Origin of the sequence: Ochrobactrum sp. WV_118_8 (assembly GCF_039631535.1) — a bacterium.
GTDB lineage: Bacteria > Pseudomonadota > Alphaproteobacteria > Rhizobiales > Rhizobiaceae > Brucella > Brucella anthropi.
This window is the reverse complement of record NZ_JBDIUZ010000002.1, coordinates 1,260,912-1,280,566: the sequence shown is the minus strand read 5'-3', so window position 1 is coordinate 1,280,566 and position 19,655 is coordinate 1,260,912. Positions and strand designations below refer to the sequence as shown.

The following is a 19,655-nucleotide window of genomic DNA, read 5'->3' as shown; positions in this document are numbered from 1 at the left end:
TTTTATGATATGAAATATGAAAGCCAAAAGGTCGCGATGCTCTATTTTTATGGAGCGCTCGTGCTGTTCATCGCGCAGGTCGCATTCGGTGTTCTCGCCGGTACGATCTATGTTCTGCCCAATACGCTGTCAGAGCTGTTGCCCTTCAACATCGTTCGCATGATCCACACCAATGCACTGGTCGTCTGGCTGCTGATGGGCTTCATGGGTTCGACCTATTATCTTCTGCCGGAAGAAACGGAAACCGAGCTTTACAGCACCAAACTCGCCGTCATCCAGTTCTGGCTGTTCTTCGTGGCGGCCGGTGTCGCCGTTGTCGGCTATCTGTTCCATATTCACGAGGGGCGTGAATTTCTCGAACAGCCATTCATCATCAAGGTCGGCATCGTCGTCGTCTGCCTGATCTTCCTGTTCAATATCACGTTGACGGCGCTCAAGGGCCGCAAGACGACCGTGACCAACATCCTTCTGTTCGGTCTGTGGGGCCTTGCCCTGTTCTTCCTGTTCGCCTTCTACAATCCGATCAATCTCGCCCTCGACAAGCTCTACTGGTGGTATGTCATCCATTTGTGGGTTGAAGGCGTGTGGGAACTCATCATGGCGTCGATCCTCGCCTTCCTGATGATCAAGCTGAACGGCATCGACCGTGAAGTCGTCGAAAAATGGCTCTATGTCATCGTCGGTCTGGCGCTGTTCTCCGGCATTCTCGGAACAGGTCACCACTATTACTGGATCGGTGCGCCGGGCTACTGGCAGTGGATCGGTTCGCTGTTCTCGACACTGGAAGTCGCTCCGTTCTTCACCATGGTCATCTTCACCTTCGTGATGACATGGAAGGCCGGTCGCAAACATCCAAACCGTGCAGCCCTTCTCTGGTCCATCGGTTGCTCGGTGATGGCCTTCTTCGGTGCGGGCGTATGGGGCTTCCTGCACACGCTGTCGTCGGTCAACTATTACACCCACGGCACGCAGCTTACCGCCGCCCACGGACACCTCGCCTTCTTCGGTGCCTATGTCATGCTCAATCTCGCAGTCATGGCCTATGCGATCCCGGAACTGCGCGGACGGGCACCATACAATCAGATGCTCTCCATGGTGAGTTTCTGGGCCATGTGCACGGCCATGTCCGTGATGACCTTTGCACTGACCTTCGCAGGTGTTGTCCAGACCCACCTGCAGCGTGTTCTGGGTGAAAGCTTCATGGTCGTGCAGGACCAGCTGGCGCTGTTCTACTGGATCCGTCTCGGCTCAGGCGTCGTCGTGGTGATCTCGGCCTTCATGTTCATCTGGGCCGTCTTGGTTCCGGGCAAGGAACGCCGCGAAAATACCTCCGGCTTCGTACAACCCGCTGAATGATCGACACCAAGCCCCGCCATCAGGCGGGGCTTCATTGCCTGATACAAAGGAAAACGGCCATGAACCCCATTCTCAGAAATGTAGAAAATGCCAATGTCTCGATCCCACCATACAGCCCGTCCGGCAATGAATGCACGCTCTTCGAAATGGCCTGGACGCGCAAGCTGCCACTGCTTCTCAAAGGACCGACCGGCTGCGGCAAGACGCGGTTTGTAAGCCATATGGCCGCAAAACTCGGCCTGCCGCTTTCTACGGTTTCCTGCCATGACGATCTGGCGGCTGCTGATCTGACCGGGCGCTATCTGCTGAAAGGTGGCGATACAATATGGGTCGACGGTCCGCTGACCCGCGCGGTGCGTGAAGGCGGTATCTGCTATCTCGATGAGATTGTCGAGGCGCGCAAGGATGTGGCCGTGGTTCTGCACCCACTGACTGACGACCGCCGTCTTCTTCCATTGGAACGTACCGGCGAGTTGCTTGAAGCACCAGACCGCTTCATGCTCGTCGTATCTTATAATCCGGGTTACCAGAACCTGTTGAAATCACTGAAGCCGAGCACGCGCCAGCGCTTCGTCGCCATTGAATTCGACTTCCTGCCCAAGGAACAGGAAATCGCAGTGGTGAGCGAAGAGAGCGGCCTCGCGGCTCAAAAGGTTGCGCCACTGGTGGCGTTGGCTCACCGGCTGCGCGGGCTGAAAGGCCATGATCTGGAAGAAGGCGTTTCAACCCGTCTGCTGGTCTACTGCGCCACGCTGATCGACGCCGGCATGTCGCAACGCGAAGCGGCGCGTGCCGCGATGATCGAGCCGCTGACCGATGAGCCTGACGTGAAAGCCGCTTTGATTGAAGTTGCCGATGCAATGCTGAAATAGGCGGGCATATCATGCTGGATTTTCTGGAACTGGAGGAAACCGTTGGCCGGGCCTGGCACCGCCTGATCGGCAAGACCGGATCGTGGCCGCATTATCCCCAGCACGCCGTGCAGCTTGGCGATATTCGCCAGAAGCTCGCCATCTGCTTTCGTGGTTTTGGTGGCGATGTTGCCGTACAGATTGCCCCGGCCCGTGCGCGAACCTCAGGGCACAGGCTGGGCTTGCGGCAGCGCATGGCTCTGGGCGAAGAGAAACTTAGTCAGCCGTTGCGGGATGAAGCGACATTGATGCTGCCGCCCGAAATTGCGCTCTTTCCAGATCGAACGCTCAATTACGATCTCTATGTCTGGCTCACGGGCTATATGGCGGTTATGCCGACTGAAGTGGGCGAGCTTCCGCATGACCCATTGCGCCGTAATCTTGCAGCGCTTGCAGTGGCATCGGATACGGTTGCGAAGACTTGCCGGATATTTCCGGGCCTGCAGAAACGTTATGCGCGATTGTGCGAATCGGTGTTGGCTGTGCGCCCCAAACGTCCGCTCTATGGTCTGGAGCAACAAGTGGAGGAGCGCATTCTGGCGCTTCTGAAACAGGGAGCAGGACTGCCGGACGACAGTCTCGCTACCATCTTCCCGCATTGCGCACCCGCGAGCTATCTGCCCGCCCTGCCCGTCCCGCTCTGGCCGGAGTTGATCAGACGCGAAGAGACCGCGCCGCGCGATAACGATGACCAGCCAGTGCTGAACAGCAAGGCGGACGGTGTCGAAACCGGACGGCAGATTGCCAACCGCGAGAAGCAGGATCCGAGGCTGGCCGACAGAAGCCCGTTCATTCTCAATCGCTTTGAGAAAATCCTTGCCATGGCGGAGATGGTGAGCGTCGACAGACCAACGGACGATAGCGACGAGCAGAATGCAAAATCTGCAGACGAGCTTGACGATCTTACATTGGGCGAACGCAAGGGCAGACCTGCGGCCCGTTTCCGTTTCGATCTCGATCTGCCGCCAGAAGCGGTCGATCGAACGGCTCTCGCCGCCAAACTGACCTATCCGGAATGGGATTACCGCAAGGCAACCTATCTTCCCGACCATTGCAGTGTTCTGGCAGCACCAGCGCAGGACCGTGAAGAAGCGCTGGAACTGGATGATGAAGCGCAAAGCCTTGTGCGCCGGGTTCGCCGCCAGTTCGAGATCCTGCGGCCAGGCCGCGAATTGATGCGTGCGCAGATCGATGGCAACGATCTCGATCTTGATGCCGTGGTCCGTTCACGATGCGATTTTGCCGCCGGAGGACAGGGCAGCGACCACGTGCACCTGATGAGCCGCCCCAAGGCAAACGACCTTGCCGTCACCATTCTGGTCGATGTGTCGCTGTCCACCGATGCGTGGATCGATAATCGGCGTGTGCTGGATGTGGAAAAGGAGGCGCTTCTGGTTCTGGCCAATGGCATTGCTGCCTGTGGCGACCGCTGTTCCATCCAGACCTTTACCTCGCGCCGTCGTTCATGGGTGCGGGTCGAAACGGTAAAGGACTTCGACGAAACTTTCGGTTCTGCCGTAGAACACCGGATTGCGGCGCTGAAGCCCGGTTTCTACACGCGCATGGGAGCCGCCATCCGTCACGCAACAGCAAAGCTTGCCGAACAGCCCAACAGAAAGAAGCTTCTGCTGGTCCTGACGGACGGCAAACCGAACGATGTTGACCATTATGAAGGCCGGTTCGCACTCGAAGACAGTCGCAGGGCCGTTGCTGAAGCACGCACAACAGGCGTCAACGTCTTTGCCGTGACCGTTGATCGGGAGGCGAATGCATACCTTCCCACGCTTTTCGGCCGTAGAAACTACGCTCTTGTCGCCAAATTATCGAAACTGCCTGTCGCTCTACCGGCAATCTATCGAATGATGACCGGATGAGTAATCGTCACGGACAGCATTTCAAGTCAGTGAACAGGGCATGTAACTTGCCGGTGTCTTTGACACCTTGAGTACCGAAGCAGGCCAACCCGCCGCCAGTGATCAATGGCGACGGGTCCGAGAAGCGATTAAAGAGAAGTCGCCTACAGGCTGTTCACCAGACGGTGCGAGACGTTTTTCACGACCGTATAATGATGCAGTCCTTCGGCGCCGCCTTCGCGGCCAAGTCCGCTATCCTTGACACCACCAAATGGCGTCTCGGCAACAGAAGCCTCAAGCGTGTTGATGGAGACGTTTCCAGCTTCCAGCCCCGTCATCAGACGGTCCACATTTTCCGCTGAGTTTGCGAAACCATATGCCGCCAGACCAAACGGAAGCGAATTCGCCTTTTCAATAGCCGCATCAAGAGAGGCAACCGGATTGATCAGCGCCAGCGGACCAAATGGCTCCTCCGACATCGCGCGGGCATCGTCCGGCAGTTCAGCCAGAGCCGTTGGCGGGAAGAAATAGCCATTGTTCTTCAGGCGACGACCACCGAAAAGCAGTTTCGCACCTTTCGCTTCTGCATCGCTGACCAGCTCTTCGAGAGCCATGACGCGGCGATCATTGGCGACCGGGCCCATCTGGACCCCCTCATCCATGCCGTTACCCACACGGATCGATTGCGCCGTTTCGATAAAGGCTGCAGTGAAACGTTCATAATGGCTTTCATGAACGAAGAAGCGCGTCGGCGAGGTGCATACCTGACCCGAATTGCGGTATTTGCGGCGCGCCGAGGCAATACCCGCAACGACCGGATCGGCATCCTCGCAAACGATGACAGGAGCGTGGCCGCCAAGTTCCATCAGCGCCGGTTTCATGTGGCGCGCAGCGATTTCGGTCAGGTGTTTGCCGACGGCAGTCGATCCGGTGAACGCAATCGCCCGGATTTCGGGGCGCGGGATAAGAAACTGCGAAATATCGGCAGGAACGCCGAAGACCAGATTCAGCACACCGTCCGGCAGGCCTGCATCCTCGAATGCACGCGCAATATGTGTCACCGCCGTCGGTGTTTCCTCGGAAGCTTTCAGGATAATGGAGCAACCGGCAGCCAGAGCACCCGCAATCTTGCGTGCTGGCTGGCTCATCGGGAAATTCCACGGCGCAAACGCTGCGACCGGACCGATTGGCTCGTGCACGACGATATAGCGAATGCCGGGCGCGCTCGGAATGACGCGGCCATAGAAACGAATGCACTCGCCAGCATCCCATTCGAAGAATTCGCAGCCGCGAATAACCTCAAGCCGGGCTTCGCTGATCGGTTTCCCGTTTTCCAGTGTAATCGCGCGTGCGATCTCTTCCTGCCGCTCGCGCATGAGCGCCGAGGCCTTCATGATGATCGCAGCACGGGCCGCAGGCGCAGTGTTGCGCCAGACCTGATAACCGTCCCACGCCGCCTGAAGTGCCGCCTCCAGATCCTCGCGTTCCGCGACCGCAACCTGCCCGATTTCAGTCTCGTCTGCGGGATTGATGATGGGAAGCGTATTGGCGGTCTTGCGCCATTCACCACCTATGAAAAGCTGCACGTCGGATTTTTGCATCAGAAAGCCTCTGCAATCTAAAAATTCGGGCCACGCCCAGATCATCGTTACGGTCAGAATGGGATGTTTTAATTCATGCGACAATTCATCTTAAAACCATATATCCATGAGGATAACCGCATGAATTAGTATAAAGCTGGCAAGTTTTGCCCGCGCGAAACCGCCAGCCGCGCTTCGCTACGCGACCGTACAATTTCTTTTCGAAAGCCGATCAGAGCACCGACCTGATCGAATCAGATCGGTGCTCCAAATGTTTGCTTTGAACCGCGCATCTTTTCCGAAACCCGTTTCACACTTTTCGGAATACGCTCTAACACTACAGTTGCAAATTCGTCAGGCCGTGGCGAAAAGAGTGATTTTCGAGTACCGGAGCGGAGCGTACTTAAAGGTACGTGAGCACCGGAACGCAGATAAAGCGCTCTTTGCAGCCCGGCATCACGAAGAATGCAACTATAGTGCTAACCGATGTTGCGAATACCGGCGAGCAGAGCCCGCGACATCTCGGTTTCGGACGAGCACCAGTCCATCAGAATATCGTAATGGTTCCGGTTTGCGACCTCGATGGTTTTCGCCTCTCCGCCTGCTGCAGCCCAGCCTTCGGCATAAGCGCGGGACTGACGCTTGAAACCGTCAGCCTCATGTTCTGCCCATGCCACGGCAATCGGACAACCGCGCACGGGAATGTGGCGGATCGGGCTGAGCTGATCGACATCGGCGGGCCCGAGATTCAGCCATTCCTGCGGAAAGGTTGCCGCCAGTGGTGCAAGCTCGAAAAGCCCGCTGACCGGCATGGCAAACTTCACAACATCCGACGGCAAACCGAAATCGTCCTGCCAGCCTTCTGCAACAAGCGCACCAGCAAGATGACCACCTGCCGAACTCCCCCCAACCGCTATCCGGTCCGGATCGAGGCCGTACTCCCCACCGTGACGCCAGACGAAGGCCAGAGCTGCGCGCACCTCCCGCGTAATTTCCGCAAGGGAGACTTCGGGCGCCAGACGATAATCGACGACAACGGTCGCAATACCTTCGGCCGCGAGCATCCCCGCCATCATGGCGGAATCTTCCTTTGATAGCGCGCGCCAGTAACCGCCATGAACAAACACGAAGACCGGACACGGTCCGCTCCGGGAAGGCGGGCCGAAAATATCGATCCGCTGTCCGCTTTCTTCATCATAGACGACGTCGAAATGCCGGCCCCAATCGGCCCGGGGCGCGATGCTTGTCTCGCGATAGCGCACCATTTCGGCGGCGAAGGCTTCCGGCGAAACGGTGGCCTTGGCATTGTAATCGCGATCAAGGCGGGCAGGCTCGAAGCCTGCTTCTTCAGTGAGTTTTATCATGCGTTGAACACGCTGATGACGTTGGCCACATTCGCAGGCTGTTCAAGCGTCGGGAAATGGGTCGTACCGGGGAGCTTCTTGGGCTGGAACCACGGATTGCGAGCCGCAAAATCCACCTGTGCCTGCGTATATTCCGGCTCGAATGGCTGCGAGTAAATATGGGTGATGGAACGGTTTTCGGCCATGGCCGCCATCCGCTGCATGGGGCTGCCCCATTTGCGATAGGCTTTGCCGATCTCCCGCCCCGAGCGGGCCCACATTTCATAGGAATAGCCCGCCATCTCGTTGTTCACGTGATTGACGATATCAGCGTTCTTCGTGTCACCGATCCAGTAATCGAAGAAGCCTGCACGACCATTCTCCCAGACCTGCCGGTCCTGAATACCGTCGATCAGTTCGAAGAAGGTTTCGTTCGGCTGGTTCATGATCCAGTCAATAACAACCGATTTCGGCACGCGGCTTGACCCCAGCCGGTCGGTGACTTCGATATTGGCCCAGCCGCCATGAGAAGTCGAGACGGGAAGAAAGGTCTCAAGCTCCAGCGCGTCGGCGAAAGCAACAAGATCGTCGGCTTGCTGGTTGATGTCGAAGTCGCCGTCATGGTCGCGATGGTCGCCGTGACCGCGCCAGTCGAAGCGGATGACGCGATGATTCTTCGCCAGTTCCGGCGCCAGTGTCTTGAACAGGCGGTGATCCTGGCACCATCCAGAAAGCAGCACGATGGCCGGGCCGCTTCCGGTTTCATCCCAGGAAAATATATTGTTGCCAATTTTCATCGAGTTCATGGAAATCTCCATCATCCGGCGTTTCAGGCTGCGCCTGTTGGAATATGCAAAGCGGTCTTCATGCGTTCGGCACCAAGCGGAGCGCATTTCCCGGTAATTTTCAGCACTTGCGAGCGCACGTCGTCGGGCCAGTAATTCATGTCGCCCAGTCGCTCCGCAGTATCCTGCGTATGTTCGGTCAGCGGGCGTTCGCGCGCCTCCCAGGCAGCCAGCGCTTCGCTCACATCCGCATGTTCGTCCAGCGCAACCGCCAGCCCGAGCGCATTCATAAGAGCGCAACCACCACCTTGTCCGAGATAAGGCGGCATCGCATGAGCGCCATCACCGAGGATCGCCACCCGGCCCTTGCTCCATGATTTCAGCTTCAGGACTTCGAATGCATCCCACCGCCCCGCATCGCCGAAACGAGCGATCAAAGATGCAAGGTGCGGGAAACTTTCGGTCCAGAGCGCGGTATCGACCGGTGTGCGATAGGCCGCCTCGTCTTCAACCGATGCGCAGAGTGCGATATAGAGATCGGTCTCGCTGGCGGGCGTATAAAGAATACGGCGCGAGCCGGAGAAATGCTCGATATAGCGCGGCAGATCTTCAACGGGAGCGTCTGCGCTATCACGCTTTATCATCATACGCACGGCACCATAGCCAAGCGGTTTGCGGTACATCATGAGATCGAGCGAATCCCTGACCTTGGAATTGATGCCATCCGCCCCGATGACCAGATCGGCGGCAAGGCGCTTACCATCGGCCAGCAGCAATTCACCTTCCGGTGTTGCCCCGACAGCTTCCGCGCCGGTGACGACTTCAACGCCCGCGCGACGCGCAGCATTGAGCAATGCCGTCAGCAATGTCTCACGCAGGATCGTTATAAGGCGCGCTGGTCCGTTGCCATTGATTGGAATCTCTTCCATCGTTTCGTTGAGGTGATCGCGCGTATGAAACTCCGGCCCCTCATGAGCGCCGATCACGGCCTCGTCGTAAGCGCCGAGGGCCTTGAGCACATGCAGGCCATTGCTCCAGATATAAATCCCGGCGCCGAATGTGCGCAGATTGGGCGAGCGCTCATGCACCCTTACGTTCCATCCGCGTTGGGCGAGCGCTGTGGCAGAAGCCAGCCCCGCAATGCCTGCGCCAGCGATCTCCGCGTGACGTTTCGTCATTCCAATTCTCCTCAACCCATTTCGAGGAGAGATTTCCAAGTCCTGCCGACAAAGGAAAGTGAATTCTGACCGCGACAGATATGAGGAAATAGAATATCTGTGAGCGGACATATCCTTGAGGAGGCGATATGGCATTGCTCACCAATCATCTGACGATCCGGTATATCCGCATCATCGATGCGATCGAGGAGGAGCGCAGCATTGCGCGCGCTGCCGATCGGTTGAACGTTACCCAATCCGCCGTCACCAAGGCATTGCAGGAAATCGAAGCCCTGACCGGATTGCGGCTTTTCACGCGCACCAACAGGGGCGTTGTCCCGACCCATGCGGGTATGCAGCTGACCACAGATGCAAGACGTCTTCTGGCTCATCTGATGGTGGCCGAGCAAAATCTTGCCGATCTGCGCGATGGCATTGGCGGACGGCTGGCCATCGGGACCCTGCTTTCAGCATCCGCCGATCTGCTTCCCAGAGCCATCGCCAAAGTCCGGCGCGACAATCGCCGCATCGTGGTCAAGGTCGTGACGGGAACGGATGATGTCCTGATGCCAGCATTGCGGGCGGGTGAGCTGGACATGGTGATAGGCCGCCTTTCCGAGCGACATGAACCGGTCAATCTCGTGCAGGAAGTCCTGATTCCGGATAATGCCGTCGTCGTCGTGCGCCGCGACCATCCATTGACGCTGCGCCCCGCACTTCGCCTTCATGATCTGATCGAGTGGGACTGGATCTTGCCACCGAAGGAAACCAATCTCCGCCTCCAGATTGATCGCACATTCCGCGAGGAAGGCGTTCCGCCGCCTGCACAGTCCGTCGAATCCGTCTCACCGCTCATCAATAGGGGCTTGCTCTTGCAGGCGGATTATATTTGCGTCATGCCCGCGCAGGTGGCGCGGATTGAAGAAGCGTCGGGACAGCTCGCCATCCTGCCGGTCCAGCTTGGCGCGACCTCCGGCTTTCTGGGGATCACCACGCTTCCTGAGAGCAACCGTTCCGCCACGGCCGACCTGTTCATTCAGGTGCTTCGGGAAATTGCCCGGACAGGTTGAAGACAGGTTAAAGACAGGCTCCCTCCGATCCTCGATACACCCTTCTGATATTCCTGAGCCTCATAGCAGTGCGAAGAGTGTTCAGTTTACGGACTTCAAGTTTCAGCATGAAATGACCGGCAAGACCTCCTGTCCGGAACAGCGTTTTAAAGCGCGGGACAGAGAAAAGGTCGTGAAGGGCAATCAAGAGAGGAACTTTCATGCTCAAGCTTTCACTGCTTGGTGCTTCGGCACTCTGTCTATCTCTGGCCGGAACTGTCGCGGCTTTCGCCAAGGAACCCGTCACCATCGGCATGATCACAACCTTGTCCGGCCCTGCCGGTTATCTTGGGCAGGACATTCGGGACGGTTTCCAGCTCGCAATCGATCAGAATGGCGGTGAGCTGGGAGGCAAGCCGGTCGCGCTCAAGGTCGAGGATGACGGCCTCAAGCCAGGCAACGCCAAGCAGATTGCCGAAGCCATGTTGTCCGAACAGGGCGTAAAACTCTTTACCGGCATGGTCTTCGCCAATGTCGCCGGTGCGGCTCTGCCAGATATTCTCGACGAAGGCGGCATCTATATCAGCCCCAACACCGCCTCTGCCGAATTTGCAGGCAAGGAATGCCACCCGAACTATTTCGTCAGCTCCTGGCAGGATGACAGCCAGGGAGAAAGCGCTGGCGCGCTGGCGCAATCAATGGATTATCCTTCGGCATTCCTGATCGCGCCGAATTACCAGGCCGGGCGCGAGACGATGGATGCGTTCAAGCGCTTCTACAAGGGCAAGATCGTCGGCGAAGTCTATACCCAGATGGACCAGACCGATTTTGCCGCTGAAATCGCGCAGATCCGTGCCGCAAAGCCAGCGATGGTCTATGAATTCGAACCGGGCGGCATGGGCATAGCGTTTCTGCAGCAATATCAGCAGTCAGGTCTGCTGAAAGAAATCCCGATGGTGGTTCATCCTGCATCGCTCGATCAGGTGATCGTGAATGTTGTCGGAAAGGCAGCCGATGGCGTGCGGGTGACCAGCCACTGGAACGACGATTTCGACAATGCGGAAAACAAGAAATTCGTTGCCGCCTGGAAGGCTAAATTCGGGGATCGCCCGATCACCTATTATGCCGCACAAGGCTATGATGCCGCGCTGATGATGGGTGCCGGTCTTGCTGGCGTCTCGGGTGACGAGATCGATGCCAAGACATTCCGCAAGGCGTTGCTTTCCGCACAAATTCCTTCCGTGCGCGGAGAATTCAAACTCGGACCGAACCAGCATCCCGTTCAGGATTGGTATGCGCTGGGTGTAGCCGAAGGCGCCAACGGCAAGCCTTATCTGAAGACCGAGAAGAAAGTCCTGACCGCGCATGGCGATATCTATGCCGCACAATGCAAGATGGATGCGGAATAAGGCTTCCGAATAGAAAAAGCCCCGCTACTGCGGGGCTTTTCGTTAAGCAACTGCATCAGATGACCGTCGTGGCGACACGGTTCTCGATCGCGCGCACAAGGTTGAGCGCGGTCATTTCAGACGATTTCGGGTTGGTCGCGAGCGGACCATTTTCAAAACGCAGATGCATCCGACCGAAATCGCCTTCGGCAATGATCTCATGCGTGTTGAGACACGCTGCCGGGTCTGCAACCAATGTGACACGGGTACGATCAAGACCAATCCCTGCGAGTGAAGTAATCACCGCGACATTGGCATTTTGCGGAAAAGCATCGGCTGCCTTGCGGGCCGTATCCGTGAAGAAGACCGTGGCCTCACTGATTTCATCGAGCGGCACCAGCTGGGCGGCCTGCGTGCCTGCCCATGCTTTTGCAGACTTGATGATGCGATGCTCGACACTTTCAATCGAAAGCCGGCTTGCGGCCGAAAGCGCATCAATGCCGCCCAGCGCACCGGGTGGGATAATAAGCTTCGTGCCGCTGGCCGCAGCCGCATCCTTCAGCCTTTGAAACAGGGCATCGTCGACGAAAGCCGATGTCGATGAAACCGCAAAATCCATTCCGGCGGAAAGCGCCGCCTCGCCCCACAGCAAGACGCTGGGGCGACCTGCCGCTTCCACCACGAGACTTGCGCCGCTGGCTGCAAGCTCGGCAGGATTTTCGATAAGCACGGCACCCGCAGGCAATCCGTCACGGGATGCCGACCGGTCACGCACCGCCACCGCGCCGATCCTTACTGGACTTTTCCGCTCGGCGAGAAGGTCCGCAACCCGCTTGCCGATAGCGCCCCATCCAACGAGGACGATCGTCTCAGATCCCGACATAAGCATGCACCTGCTCACGGTCGCGTTCGAGATCGGCACTCGTCCCGCGCCAGACCGTTCGGCCTTTCTCGACAATATAGTGGCGATCCGCCAACTTCTTCAAAACCGCGATATTCTTATCGATCAGAAGGATCGACTGGCCCATTTCGCGCAATTGCATGATGCAATGCCAGATTTCCGTGCGGATGACGGGGGCAAGCCCTTCCGTCGCTTCATCGAGGATCAGAAGATGCGGGTTCGTCATCAATGCACGCCCGATGGCCAGCATCTGCTGTTCGCCACCTGAAAGCGTGCCCGCCGTCTGATCCGCCCTCTCCTGCATGCGCGGGAAAAGCGCATATATCTTGGCAAGATCCCATGGCGACTGTCGCTTGCAGCGGTTGGATGCGGTTGCGACCAGATTTTCCCGCACGGTCAATGTCGGGAAAATCTGTCGGCCCTCCGGCACAAGACCGACGCCAAGGCGTGCCACTTTTTCGGGGCTGTAGCTGGTCGTGTCGCGCCCCGCGATCTGGACCTGTCCCCCTTTTGGAACGAGCAGACCCATCAATGTGCGTATGGTGGTGGTCTTGCCCATGCCGTTGCGGCCCATGAGGGTGACCAGTTCCCCTTCATTCACCTCCAGCGAGACGTCGAACAATACCTGCGAATGGCCATAGGCGGCCTGAAGTCCTTCGATTTTCAGCACAGTTCCTCCTCCCCGCCGAGATAGGCTTCCCGCACAGCTTCACTTGCCCGAATGTCTTCCACCGTACCTGTGAGGATGAGGCGACCATAGACCAGCACCGATATGCGGTCAGCGAGCGCAAACACCGCCTCCATATCGTGCTCGACGAGCAGCATCGAAACCTTGCCGCGCAGCCCCTGCAAAAGCTCGATCATTTCCTGGCTTTCGACATGGCCGAGACCAGCCATCGGTTCATCGAGGAGCAGAAGCTTCGGCTTTCCGGCCAGCGCCATCAGCAGTTCCAGCTGCTTGCGCCCACCACTCGACAGATCGCCTGCAAGCTTCTCCGGGTGATTGGCCAGACGGCTTCCGGCAAGGATTGCATCAACCTCACGCCAGATGGCGCTGCGGCCTTTCAGACTGTCGAGAATCCGGAAATTGTGCCCCTCGCGCGCCTGCACCGCCATCGCGATGTTCTGGCGCACACTCATATCGTTCAGGAGCGTCGATATCTGGAATGTGCGTCCCAACCCGCGCCCGACACGCGTTGCTGCGGGTAGATTGGTGATATATTCACCCATCAGGCTGATCGTCCCCGATGTGGGCGTCAGCTCACCACACAGCTGATTGATGAGCGTGGACTTGCCCGCTCCGTTCGGGCCGATCAGGGCATGGATATGCCCTTCCGTGACGTCGAGCGTCACATGATCTGTCGCGACCAGTCCGGCAAAGCGCTTCACCAGATCGCGGACCTGCAATATCGTCGTCATGCGGGCACCTCAACTTTCCGGTCTTTGCGAAACGGACGGCAAAGCGCGCGCCAGCCGCCGACAATGCCGCCCTTGGTTCCCAAAACAACGACGAGCAGAATGATGCCCATGGCAAGCTGCCAATGTTCAGTCCAGGAGGCGAGATAGGTCTGCAGGATCAGGAAGGCGGCTGCTCCCCAGATCGGCCCGAAGAACGTGCCGACCCCACCCAAAATGACCATCACCATCAACTCGCCCGATTTGGTCCAGTGCAGCGTATCCGGGCTTGCAAAACGCATAAAGATGGTGAGAAGCGCGCCAGCCAGACCAGCGCCCATTCCGGCAAGGACAAAGCCGTAAAGCTTGTAGCGATAGGTTTCGATCCCCATGGCCGTCATGCGCCGCTCGCTCTGGCGAATGCCGGAAAGCACCGCGCCATAGGACGAATGGACAACCCGCCACAGGAAAGCGAAATACAGGATCATCGAAACGAGGATGACATAATACATCGTCGTCTTGTCACGCAGGCTGAGGCCGAAAAGATCATTTGCCCGGCGCACGATGATACCGTCTTCGCCGCCATAGGTTTTGAGCGAAACGAAGAGGAAGAACAGCATCTGGGCGAAGGCGAGCGTAATCATGATGAACTGCACGCCGGAAGTGCGCAGCGCCAGCGCACCGATGACCAGCGCGGCAAGACCTGCCACCAGCATTGCCGCCGGAACGGTGATCAGAAACTGGTCGGAACCCGGAATGAAGCCGAAAAGCAATGTCTCTTCGGCGTGGTGGAAATAAAGGATACCCACGACATAGGAGCCGATCCCGAAGAAGGCGGCATGACCGAAGGAAACCATCCCGCCATAGCCGAGGATCAGATTGAGGCTGGCCGCGGCGATGGCATAGATCATGATCCGGGCGACAAGGCTGGATGCAGCCGTCTGCCCCAGCGCTTCGGCCCCGAAGGGGAAGAGTGCAAGCGCCACGCAGCCGAGGAAAACAAACAAAATACGATATGACATGATTCAGGCTCCCACCGGAAAGAGGCCTCTCGGGCGGAACAGAAGAACGATGGCCATCAGCAGATAGATGCCCATGGACGCAATGCCCACGCCAAGCGCGTCAGCTTCGGCCCCGGCCATGAATTGACGCAGAATGGAAGGCAGAAAGGCGCGCAGGCAGGTATCGATGATACCGAGCGAAATTCCCGCGATGAAGGCCCCCTTGATCGAGCCAACGCCGCCGATAACCACAACCACGAAGGTGGCAAGCAGGATTTGCTCGCCCATACCGACCTGAACGGCAAGGATCGGTCCGGTCATGAATCCTGCAAGACCCGCAAAAGCCGCACCAAGCGCAAACACCAGCGTATAGAGCAGACGGATATCCACGCCGAGCGCGCGGACCATATCGCGGTTGGTCGAACCTGCCCGAACCAGCATGCCGATGCGGGTGCGGTTGATGAGCAGATAAAGACCACCGGCAACCAGCAGGCCAGCCACAATGATGAGCAGCCGGAACGGCGGATAGCTCAGGCCTGAAAACAGTTCGATCGGCTGCGAGAGCGATGCAGGCAACTGCGTGAAAATCGGTTGGCGGCCAAAGATCAGCACGGTCAGCTCATTGAAAATCAGAATGAGCGAAAAAGTCGCCAGCACCTGATCCAGATGATCGCGCTGATAGAGCTTTCGCATGACGCCAAGCTCGATCACGATACCGGCAATCGTCGCGGCCAGAATAGCTGCGGGCAAGCCCAACCAGAAATTCCCGGTCTGCACGGCCACCCAGGTGCCGATGAAAGCGCCGATCATATAGAGCGAGCCATGAGCGAGGTTGATGACGCCCATGATCCCGAAGATCAGCGTCAGCCCTGCTGCCAGAAGGAACAACATGACGCCGTAGAGAAGGCCATTCAAAAGTTGCTCGAAGATGAGTGTCATTGGAGGAAACGACCTTCATGAGAAATGAAAAGAAGCGTGGCGCGCACTTTCGCGCGCGCCGGACGGTGGCTGTCAGAGCTTGCACTCTGCAGAATAGGAATCACCGTAATTTTCGATCAGCTTCTTCTTGATCCTGGTGGTCGGGTTGCCGTCCTCGCCCTTGACGACATCAAGGAGATACCAGTCCTGCAACGGATGCTGGTTCGGACCGAAGGCAAAATTGCCACGCACGGACTGGAAGTCAGCCTTCCGCAGCGCTTCGCGCACCGCATCGATATCGTCAACGCCGCCGGTCTGCTTCAAGGCAGAAGCAATCAGGCGAGCCACGTCGTAGCCTTGCGTGCCGTAATAGGTCAGAGGCCGGTCAGGATAAGCGGCTTTCCACTTTGCCACGAGTTCCTTGCTCGCCGCATTGTCCATATCCGGGCTCCAGTGGCTGGTGGCCATGATTCCGACCGAAGCGTCACCCAGTGATTTGAGGATCACAGCATCGCTGGACGGTTCGGAAAGAACCATCGGAATCTTGCCGAGAAGACCGGCCTGCTGATACTGGCGCATGAACGCAATGCCCATGCCGCCCGGATGAAACTGGAAAACCACATCAGGGTTTGCGGCGCGAATTTGCGCCATCTCAGCTGAATAATCGGTCTGGTCGAGCTGGGTGTAAATTTCACCGACAACTTCGCCCTTGAACCGGCGCTTGAAGCCAGCCAGCGCATCCTTGCCTGCCTGATAGTTCGGCGCAAGAATGAAGGCGCGCTTGAACCCTTCCTGTTCCGCAGCAATGCCCGATGCCTCGTGGAGCGAGTCATTCTGCCAGGAAACCACGAAGTAATTCGCATCGCAGCCCTTGCCCGCCATGTTCGATGGCGCGGCGTTGGCGCTGATATAGATACTGTCATTATCGATGATATCCGGTACGGTTGCGCCGGCTACATTCGAGAAGATGATGCCGGTAAAAAGCTTGACGCCGTCTTCCGACATGAACCGCTCGGCGATCTGTCGTCCGTTGCCGGGCTTGGCAGCGTCGTCCTCGACCTTCAGTTCAACCGGCACACCACCGAGCTTGCCGCCTTCGGCATCAATGGCAAGCTTCATACCATCGCGCACGTCCTGACCGAGATAACCTCCCGGACCTGACAAGGTCGTAATCACGCCGATCTTGACCGGTTCAGCAGCAGCAGCACCAGTCGTCAGCCCCGCCAGCAGGCCGATCATCAGGAGTTTGTTTTTCATTTCATTTCCCCTTGTCTTTTTATGGATGGGCGCCCGGCAGTTCCGCCGGGCATGCCTCGTCAGAGCGCAACCCAGCCTTCCGGCGGGTTCTTGCCGGGGTGGACGGTATTGCAATGTGGGCAGGTCCGCAGTTTCTCATCGTTGTAGAAAGCAGCGTAAAGCGGCGGCAGATCGTCGACGATGGATTCCAGATCCACTTCGGCGCGATGAACGAGACCGCTGCATTCGAAACAATACCATTCGACGGCATCGAGAACGCCTTCAGGACGGGCCGGTTCGATCACCAGACCGATGGAACCTTCCTGCGGGCGCTGCGGCGAATGACGGATATGCGCCGGCAGAAGGAAGATATCGCCTTCGCGGATCGGCACGTCGTAAAATTCGCCCGTCGACGTATCATGCAGCTTCAGCAGCATGTCGCCCTTGAGCTGGTAGAAGAACTCTTCGACCGGATCGTCGTGGTAATCGGTGCGCTTGTTCGGGCCGCCAACGACCGTCACCATCAGGTCCGCGTCCTTGAACACCAGCTGATTGCCGACAGGCGGCTTCAGCAGGTGCTTGTGTTCATCGATCCATTTCTGGAAATTGAAAGCGCTGAGTTTTGTCATTCTTGTTCCCCTTTTCGGTTCGATCAGGACAGTTTGAGACCGCAGCTATCAAATGCCTCCCGGATTGCCCGTTTTTCAGCGTCGGTCAGCTCAAGCATCGGCGCACGAACAGGTCCACCAACCTGGCCGAGCAGCTCCTGCCAGTATTTTTGATGCGAAGTGGGCTTTTCAGCCGGTCGCGTCGACTTAAAGGCATGACGGACAGACTCGAGGCTCTGCCAGACGGCGCGCGCCTCGGCCTCTTTGCCCGCAAAGGCCAGGTCGGTATAATCGCGCATGCGGCGATCAACCTTGGTCTGCAGCGTGTAGGGCGGTGAAGAGCAGAGATAGAGCTGCCAGCCCAGTTCGAGAATATTATCCAGCCATTCGTCTTCCGATGCGGTCGAGACCAGAATGCGGTCGCCTGCAAGTTCCGTGAGCTTGCGATACATGTCGCGTGGGACTGAATATTTGATCGCGACAACCGTTTCGATGTCGGCCAGACGATTGCAGAGCTCGGGGCTCATCAGATAACCGCTATCCGGATGCGACCAGAGTGCAAGGCCGATATCCACCTTCGAGGCAATGGTTTCATAGTAGCGCAGCAGCGTTTCGTCCTGCGCACGCAGGAAATGCAGAACAGGTGCATGGACGACGATATAGTCCGCGCCGCAGGCCTGCGCATGCTTGGCCAGATCGATAACCACATCCATGTTCTGGTCCGAGCAGGACATGATTGTCTGCGCCTTGTCACCTACTGCCGAGACAGCCAGATCGAACATGCGCTTGCGCTCGTCAACTGACATCGAGAAGAATTCGCCCTGCTTTCCCGCGACGAAAAGTCCGTCAATGCCCAGATCGTTGATCCAATGGTCGACATTCTTGCGAAAGCCGCCTTCATCGATCGATCCGTCCTGATTGAAAGGCGTGTTTGCCGCAGCCCAGATACCGCGCATCGTAGCGCGCGAATGGGCCTTGGCGTTCTGACGGTCATACTTCATCGGAATCCTCGCTTCGGGGCGGGTCACTCCAAACCCGCGTCTCCCTGATCGAGCCTGACTTTCTTTCATTCGAGAAGTCTTGTAAGTAGAATATATTCATAAACAAAAACTCATAAGTGAGCCGATGCGTCCCACTCTCCGCCAGATTGAATGTTTTCAAGCCGTGGTCGAACTGGGAAACTTTTCCCGCGCAGCCGAGCGTGTCAGGACGACCCAGGCCAATCTTTCCCACACGATCCGTGATCTGGAGACGGTGCTGGACGCGCGGCTTTTCGACCGGACGACACGGCGCGTCAGCCTGACGGATGCCGGACGTGCCTTTGCCGAAGGTGCGCTTGCCGGTCTTGCCGAAATTGACCGCGCCGCCGAAGTCGTGCGCGATCTGGGGAAATTGCGGCGCGGTCAGGTCAGCATCGCAGCCCCGCCTTTGCTGTGCACGACGGTGCTTCCTCATCTGGTTCGCCGCGTGGCTGATGAACACCCCAACCTCGTCATCAAGATCGAGGATGTCGGGCCTGAAATCGTCATCGAACAGGTTCGCAACGGGCGTTGCGACCTCGGCGTTGGCACGTTTTCCGGTGAAGATTCCGACGTCGAAAGCCAGATGGCACTGCGCGATCAGCTGATGATTTTCGTGTCGCCCCATCACGATTTCGCCGGGCATGAGCAGGTCCGTTGGGCAGAACTCGACGATCAGCCCATCATTACGCTTACCCAGAAAAGCAATATTCGGCTTTTGACGGAAATCGGCTTCGAACAGGCAAAACTGGCGCTTCGACCGCATATGGAGGTCAACCAGATTCACTCGGTGTTGTCGCTGGTCGAGGTCAATGCCGGTATCGCTGTTCTACCCGCCTATGCCTTTACCGCGCTGCGCGGTCGCGGCATCGTGGCCCGCCCCCTGACGGACCCGGCCATCGTGCGCGAGGTGCGCCTTATCACGCCCCGCGACCGCGAACAGTCTGCAGCCACCGTCGCCGTACGATCCATCCTGCGAAACCTGCTGCGTCAGATGATCCCCGAAATTCCCGGAACCGGCAGCGCCAGTTAAACCACTTCTACGCATGCCTCCCGATCCTTTTGAGCTTGCTTCACGAGCCTTTGCGCGTTCAAATGCTGCCGCACCGCTGTTTAGAATCATCTGAAAAAGTCGATACTGAACAACCCGTTGAA

At 57.8% G+C, this 19,655-nt stretch carries 18 protein-coding genes; 6 read left to right on the top strand and 12 right to left on the bottom strand.

Going from position 1 to position 19,655, the window contains the following annotated elements:
- Positions 1 to 9 precede the first annotated feature (9 nt).
- Genes ABDF71_RS19970 through ABDF71_RS19960 form a run of 3 tightly spaced genes read left to right on the top strand, consistent with a single transcriptional unit; the run spans position 10 to position 4,141 of the window.
- Positions 10 to 1,356 (top strand): nitric-oxide reductase large subunit, encoded by a 1,347-nt coding sequence (locus tag ABDF71_RS19970; protein ID WP_010660606.1) that lies wholly within the window; start codon positions 10 to 12, stop codon positions 1,354 to 1,356.
- A 59-nt stretch (positions 1,357 to 1,415) separates the two neighbouring features.
- A complete protein-coding gene (locus tag ABDF71_RS19965) occupies positions 1,416 to 2,228 on the top strand; it encodes a CbbQ/NirQ/NorQ/GpvN family protein (RefSeq protein WP_010660605.1) in 813 nt (270 codons plus the stop codon).
- 11 nt (positions 2,229 to 2,239) lie between these two features.
- A complete protein-coding gene (locus tag ABDF71_RS19960) occupies positions 2,240 to 4,141 on the top strand; it encodes a nitric oxide reductase activation protein NorD (RefSeq protein WP_258124669.1) in 1,902 nt (633 codons plus the stop codon).
- A gap of 143 nt (positions 4,142 to 4,284) precedes the next feature.
- Here ABDF71_RS19960 and ABDF71_RS19955 read toward each other — a convergent pair whose 3' ends face one another.
- From ABDF71_RS19955 to ABDF71_RS19940, 4 genes are all read right to left on the bottom strand, one after another.
- The gene (locus ABDF71_RS19955) at positions 4,285 to 5,721 is read right to left on the bottom strand and encodes an NAD-dependent succinate-semialdehyde dehydrogenase (RefSeq protein ID WP_151576772.1); all 1,437 of its coding nucleotides are present in this window, start codon (positions 5,719 to 5,721) and stop codon (positions 4,285 to 4,287) included.
- A gap of 458 nt (positions 5,722 to 6,179) precedes the next feature.
- Positions 6,180 to 7,064, bottom strand: a complete 885-nt coding sequence (locus ABDF71_RS19950) for an alpha/beta hydrolase (protein ID WP_029928741.1) — start codon at positions 7,062 to 7,064, stop codon at positions 6,180 to 6,182.
- Positions 7,061 to 7,849 (bottom strand): alpha/beta hydrolase, encoded by a 789-nt coding sequence (locus ABDF71_RS19945; protein WP_029928739.1) that lies wholly within the window; start codon positions 7,847 to 7,849, stop codon positions 7,061 to 7,063. Before ABDF71_RS19945 ends, ABDF71_RS19950 begins: the two co-directional genes overlap by 4 nt.
- Positions 7,850 to 7,872: 23 nt before the next feature.
- On the bottom strand, positions 7,873 to 9,006 hold the full coding sequence (locus ABDF71_RS19940) for an FAD-dependent oxidoreductase (RefSeq protein WP_258124668.1): 1,134 nt from the start codon (positions 9,004 to 9,006) through the stop codon (positions 7,873 to 7,875).
- Positions 9,007 to 9,134: 128 nt separating this feature from the next.
- On the opposite strand from ABDF71_RS19940, the gene ABDF71_RS19935 reads away from it, so the two are divergent.
- Both ABDF71_RS19935 and ABDF71_RS19930 read left to right on the top strand, forming a co-directional pair.
- Entirely contained in the window at positions 9,135 to 10,055 is a 921-nt protein-coding gene (locus ABDF71_RS19935; RefSeq protein ID WP_258124667.1) for a LysR substrate-binding domain-containing protein, read from the top strand.
- A 200-nt stretch (positions 10,056 to 10,255) separates the two neighbouring features.
- On the top strand, positions 10,256 to 11,443 hold the full coding sequence (locus ABDF71_RS19930; protein WP_258124666.1) for an ABC transporter substrate-binding protein: 1,188 nt from the start codon (positions 10,256 to 10,258) through the stop codon (positions 11,441 to 11,443).
- A gap of 55 nt (positions 11,444 to 11,498) precedes the next feature.
- On the opposite strand, the gene ABDF71_RS19925 is transcribed toward ABDF71_RS19930, so the two are convergent.
- From ABDF71_RS19925 to ABDF71_RS19890, 8 genes are all read right to left on the bottom strand, one after another.
- Entirely contained in the window at positions 11,499 to 12,305 is an 807-nt protein-coding gene (locus ABDF71_RS19925; RefSeq protein WP_258124664.1) for an aspartate dehydrogenase, read from the bottom strand.
- Positions 12,292 to 12,993: an ABC transporter ATP-binding protein gene (locus tag ABDF71_RS19920; RefSeq protein ID WP_258124663.1), complete on the bottom strand. Its 702-nt coding sequence runs from the start codon at positions 12,991 to 12,993 to the stop codon at positions 12,292 to 12,294. Before ABDF71_RS19920 ends, ABDF71_RS19925 begins: the two co-directional genes overlap by 14 nt.
- Positions 12,987 to 13,742: an ABC transporter ATP-binding protein gene (locus ABDF71_RS19915; protein ID WP_258124662.1), complete on the bottom strand. Its 756-nt coding sequence runs from the start codon at positions 13,740 to 13,742 to the stop codon at positions 12,987 to 12,989. The genes ABDF71_RS19920 and ABDF71_RS19915 overlap by 7 nt, the downstream gene beginning before the upstream one ends.
- Complete coding sequence (locus tag ABDF71_RS19910) at positions 13,739 to 14,740, bottom strand: branched-chain amino acid ABC transporter permease (RefSeq protein WP_010660593.1); 1,002 nt, start codon at positions 14,738 to 14,740, stop codon at positions 13,739 to 13,741. The genes ABDF71_RS19915 and ABDF71_RS19910 overlap by 4 nt, the downstream gene beginning before the upstream one ends.
- A 3-nt stretch (positions 14,741 to 14,743) precedes the next feature.
- Entirely contained in the window at positions 14,744 to 15,658 is a 915-nt protein-coding gene (locus ABDF71_RS19905) for a branched-chain amino acid ABC transporter permease (RefSeq protein WP_010660592.1), read from the bottom strand.
- Positions 15,659 to 15,730: 72 nt separating this feature from the next.
- Positions 15,731 to 16,894 carry an ABC transporter substrate-binding protein gene (locus ABDF71_RS19900; protein ID WP_010660591.1) on the bottom strand — a complete coding sequence of 388 codons (1,164 nt, stop codon included), beginning with the start codon at positions 16,892 to 16,894 and terminating at the stop codon, positions 15,731 to 15,733.
- Positions 16,895 to 16,953: 59 nt separating this feature from the next.
- Positions 16,954 to 17,502 carry a 3-hydroxyanthranilate 3,4-dioxygenase gene (locus tag ABDF71_RS19895; protein WP_010660590.1) on the bottom strand — a complete coding sequence of 183 codons (549 nt, stop codon included), beginning with the start codon at positions 17,500 to 17,502 and terminating at the stop codon, positions 16,954 to 16,956.
- A gap of 23 nt (positions 17,503 to 17,525) precedes the next feature.
- A complete protein-coding gene (locus tag ABDF71_RS19890) occupies positions 17,526 to 18,482 on the bottom strand; it encodes a dihydrodipicolinate synthase family protein (protein ID WP_258124661.1) in 957 nt (318 codons plus the stop codon).
- A gap of 124 nt (positions 18,483 to 18,606) precedes the next feature.
- On the opposite strand from ABDF71_RS19890, the gene ABDF71_RS19885 reads away from it, so the two are divergent.
- Entirely contained in the window at positions 18,607 to 19,533 is a 927-nt protein-coding gene (locus tag ABDF71_RS19885) for a LysR family transcriptional regulator (RefSeq protein WP_010660588.1), read from the top strand.
- The last annotated feature ends 122 nt before the right edge of the window (positions 19,534 to 19,655 follow it).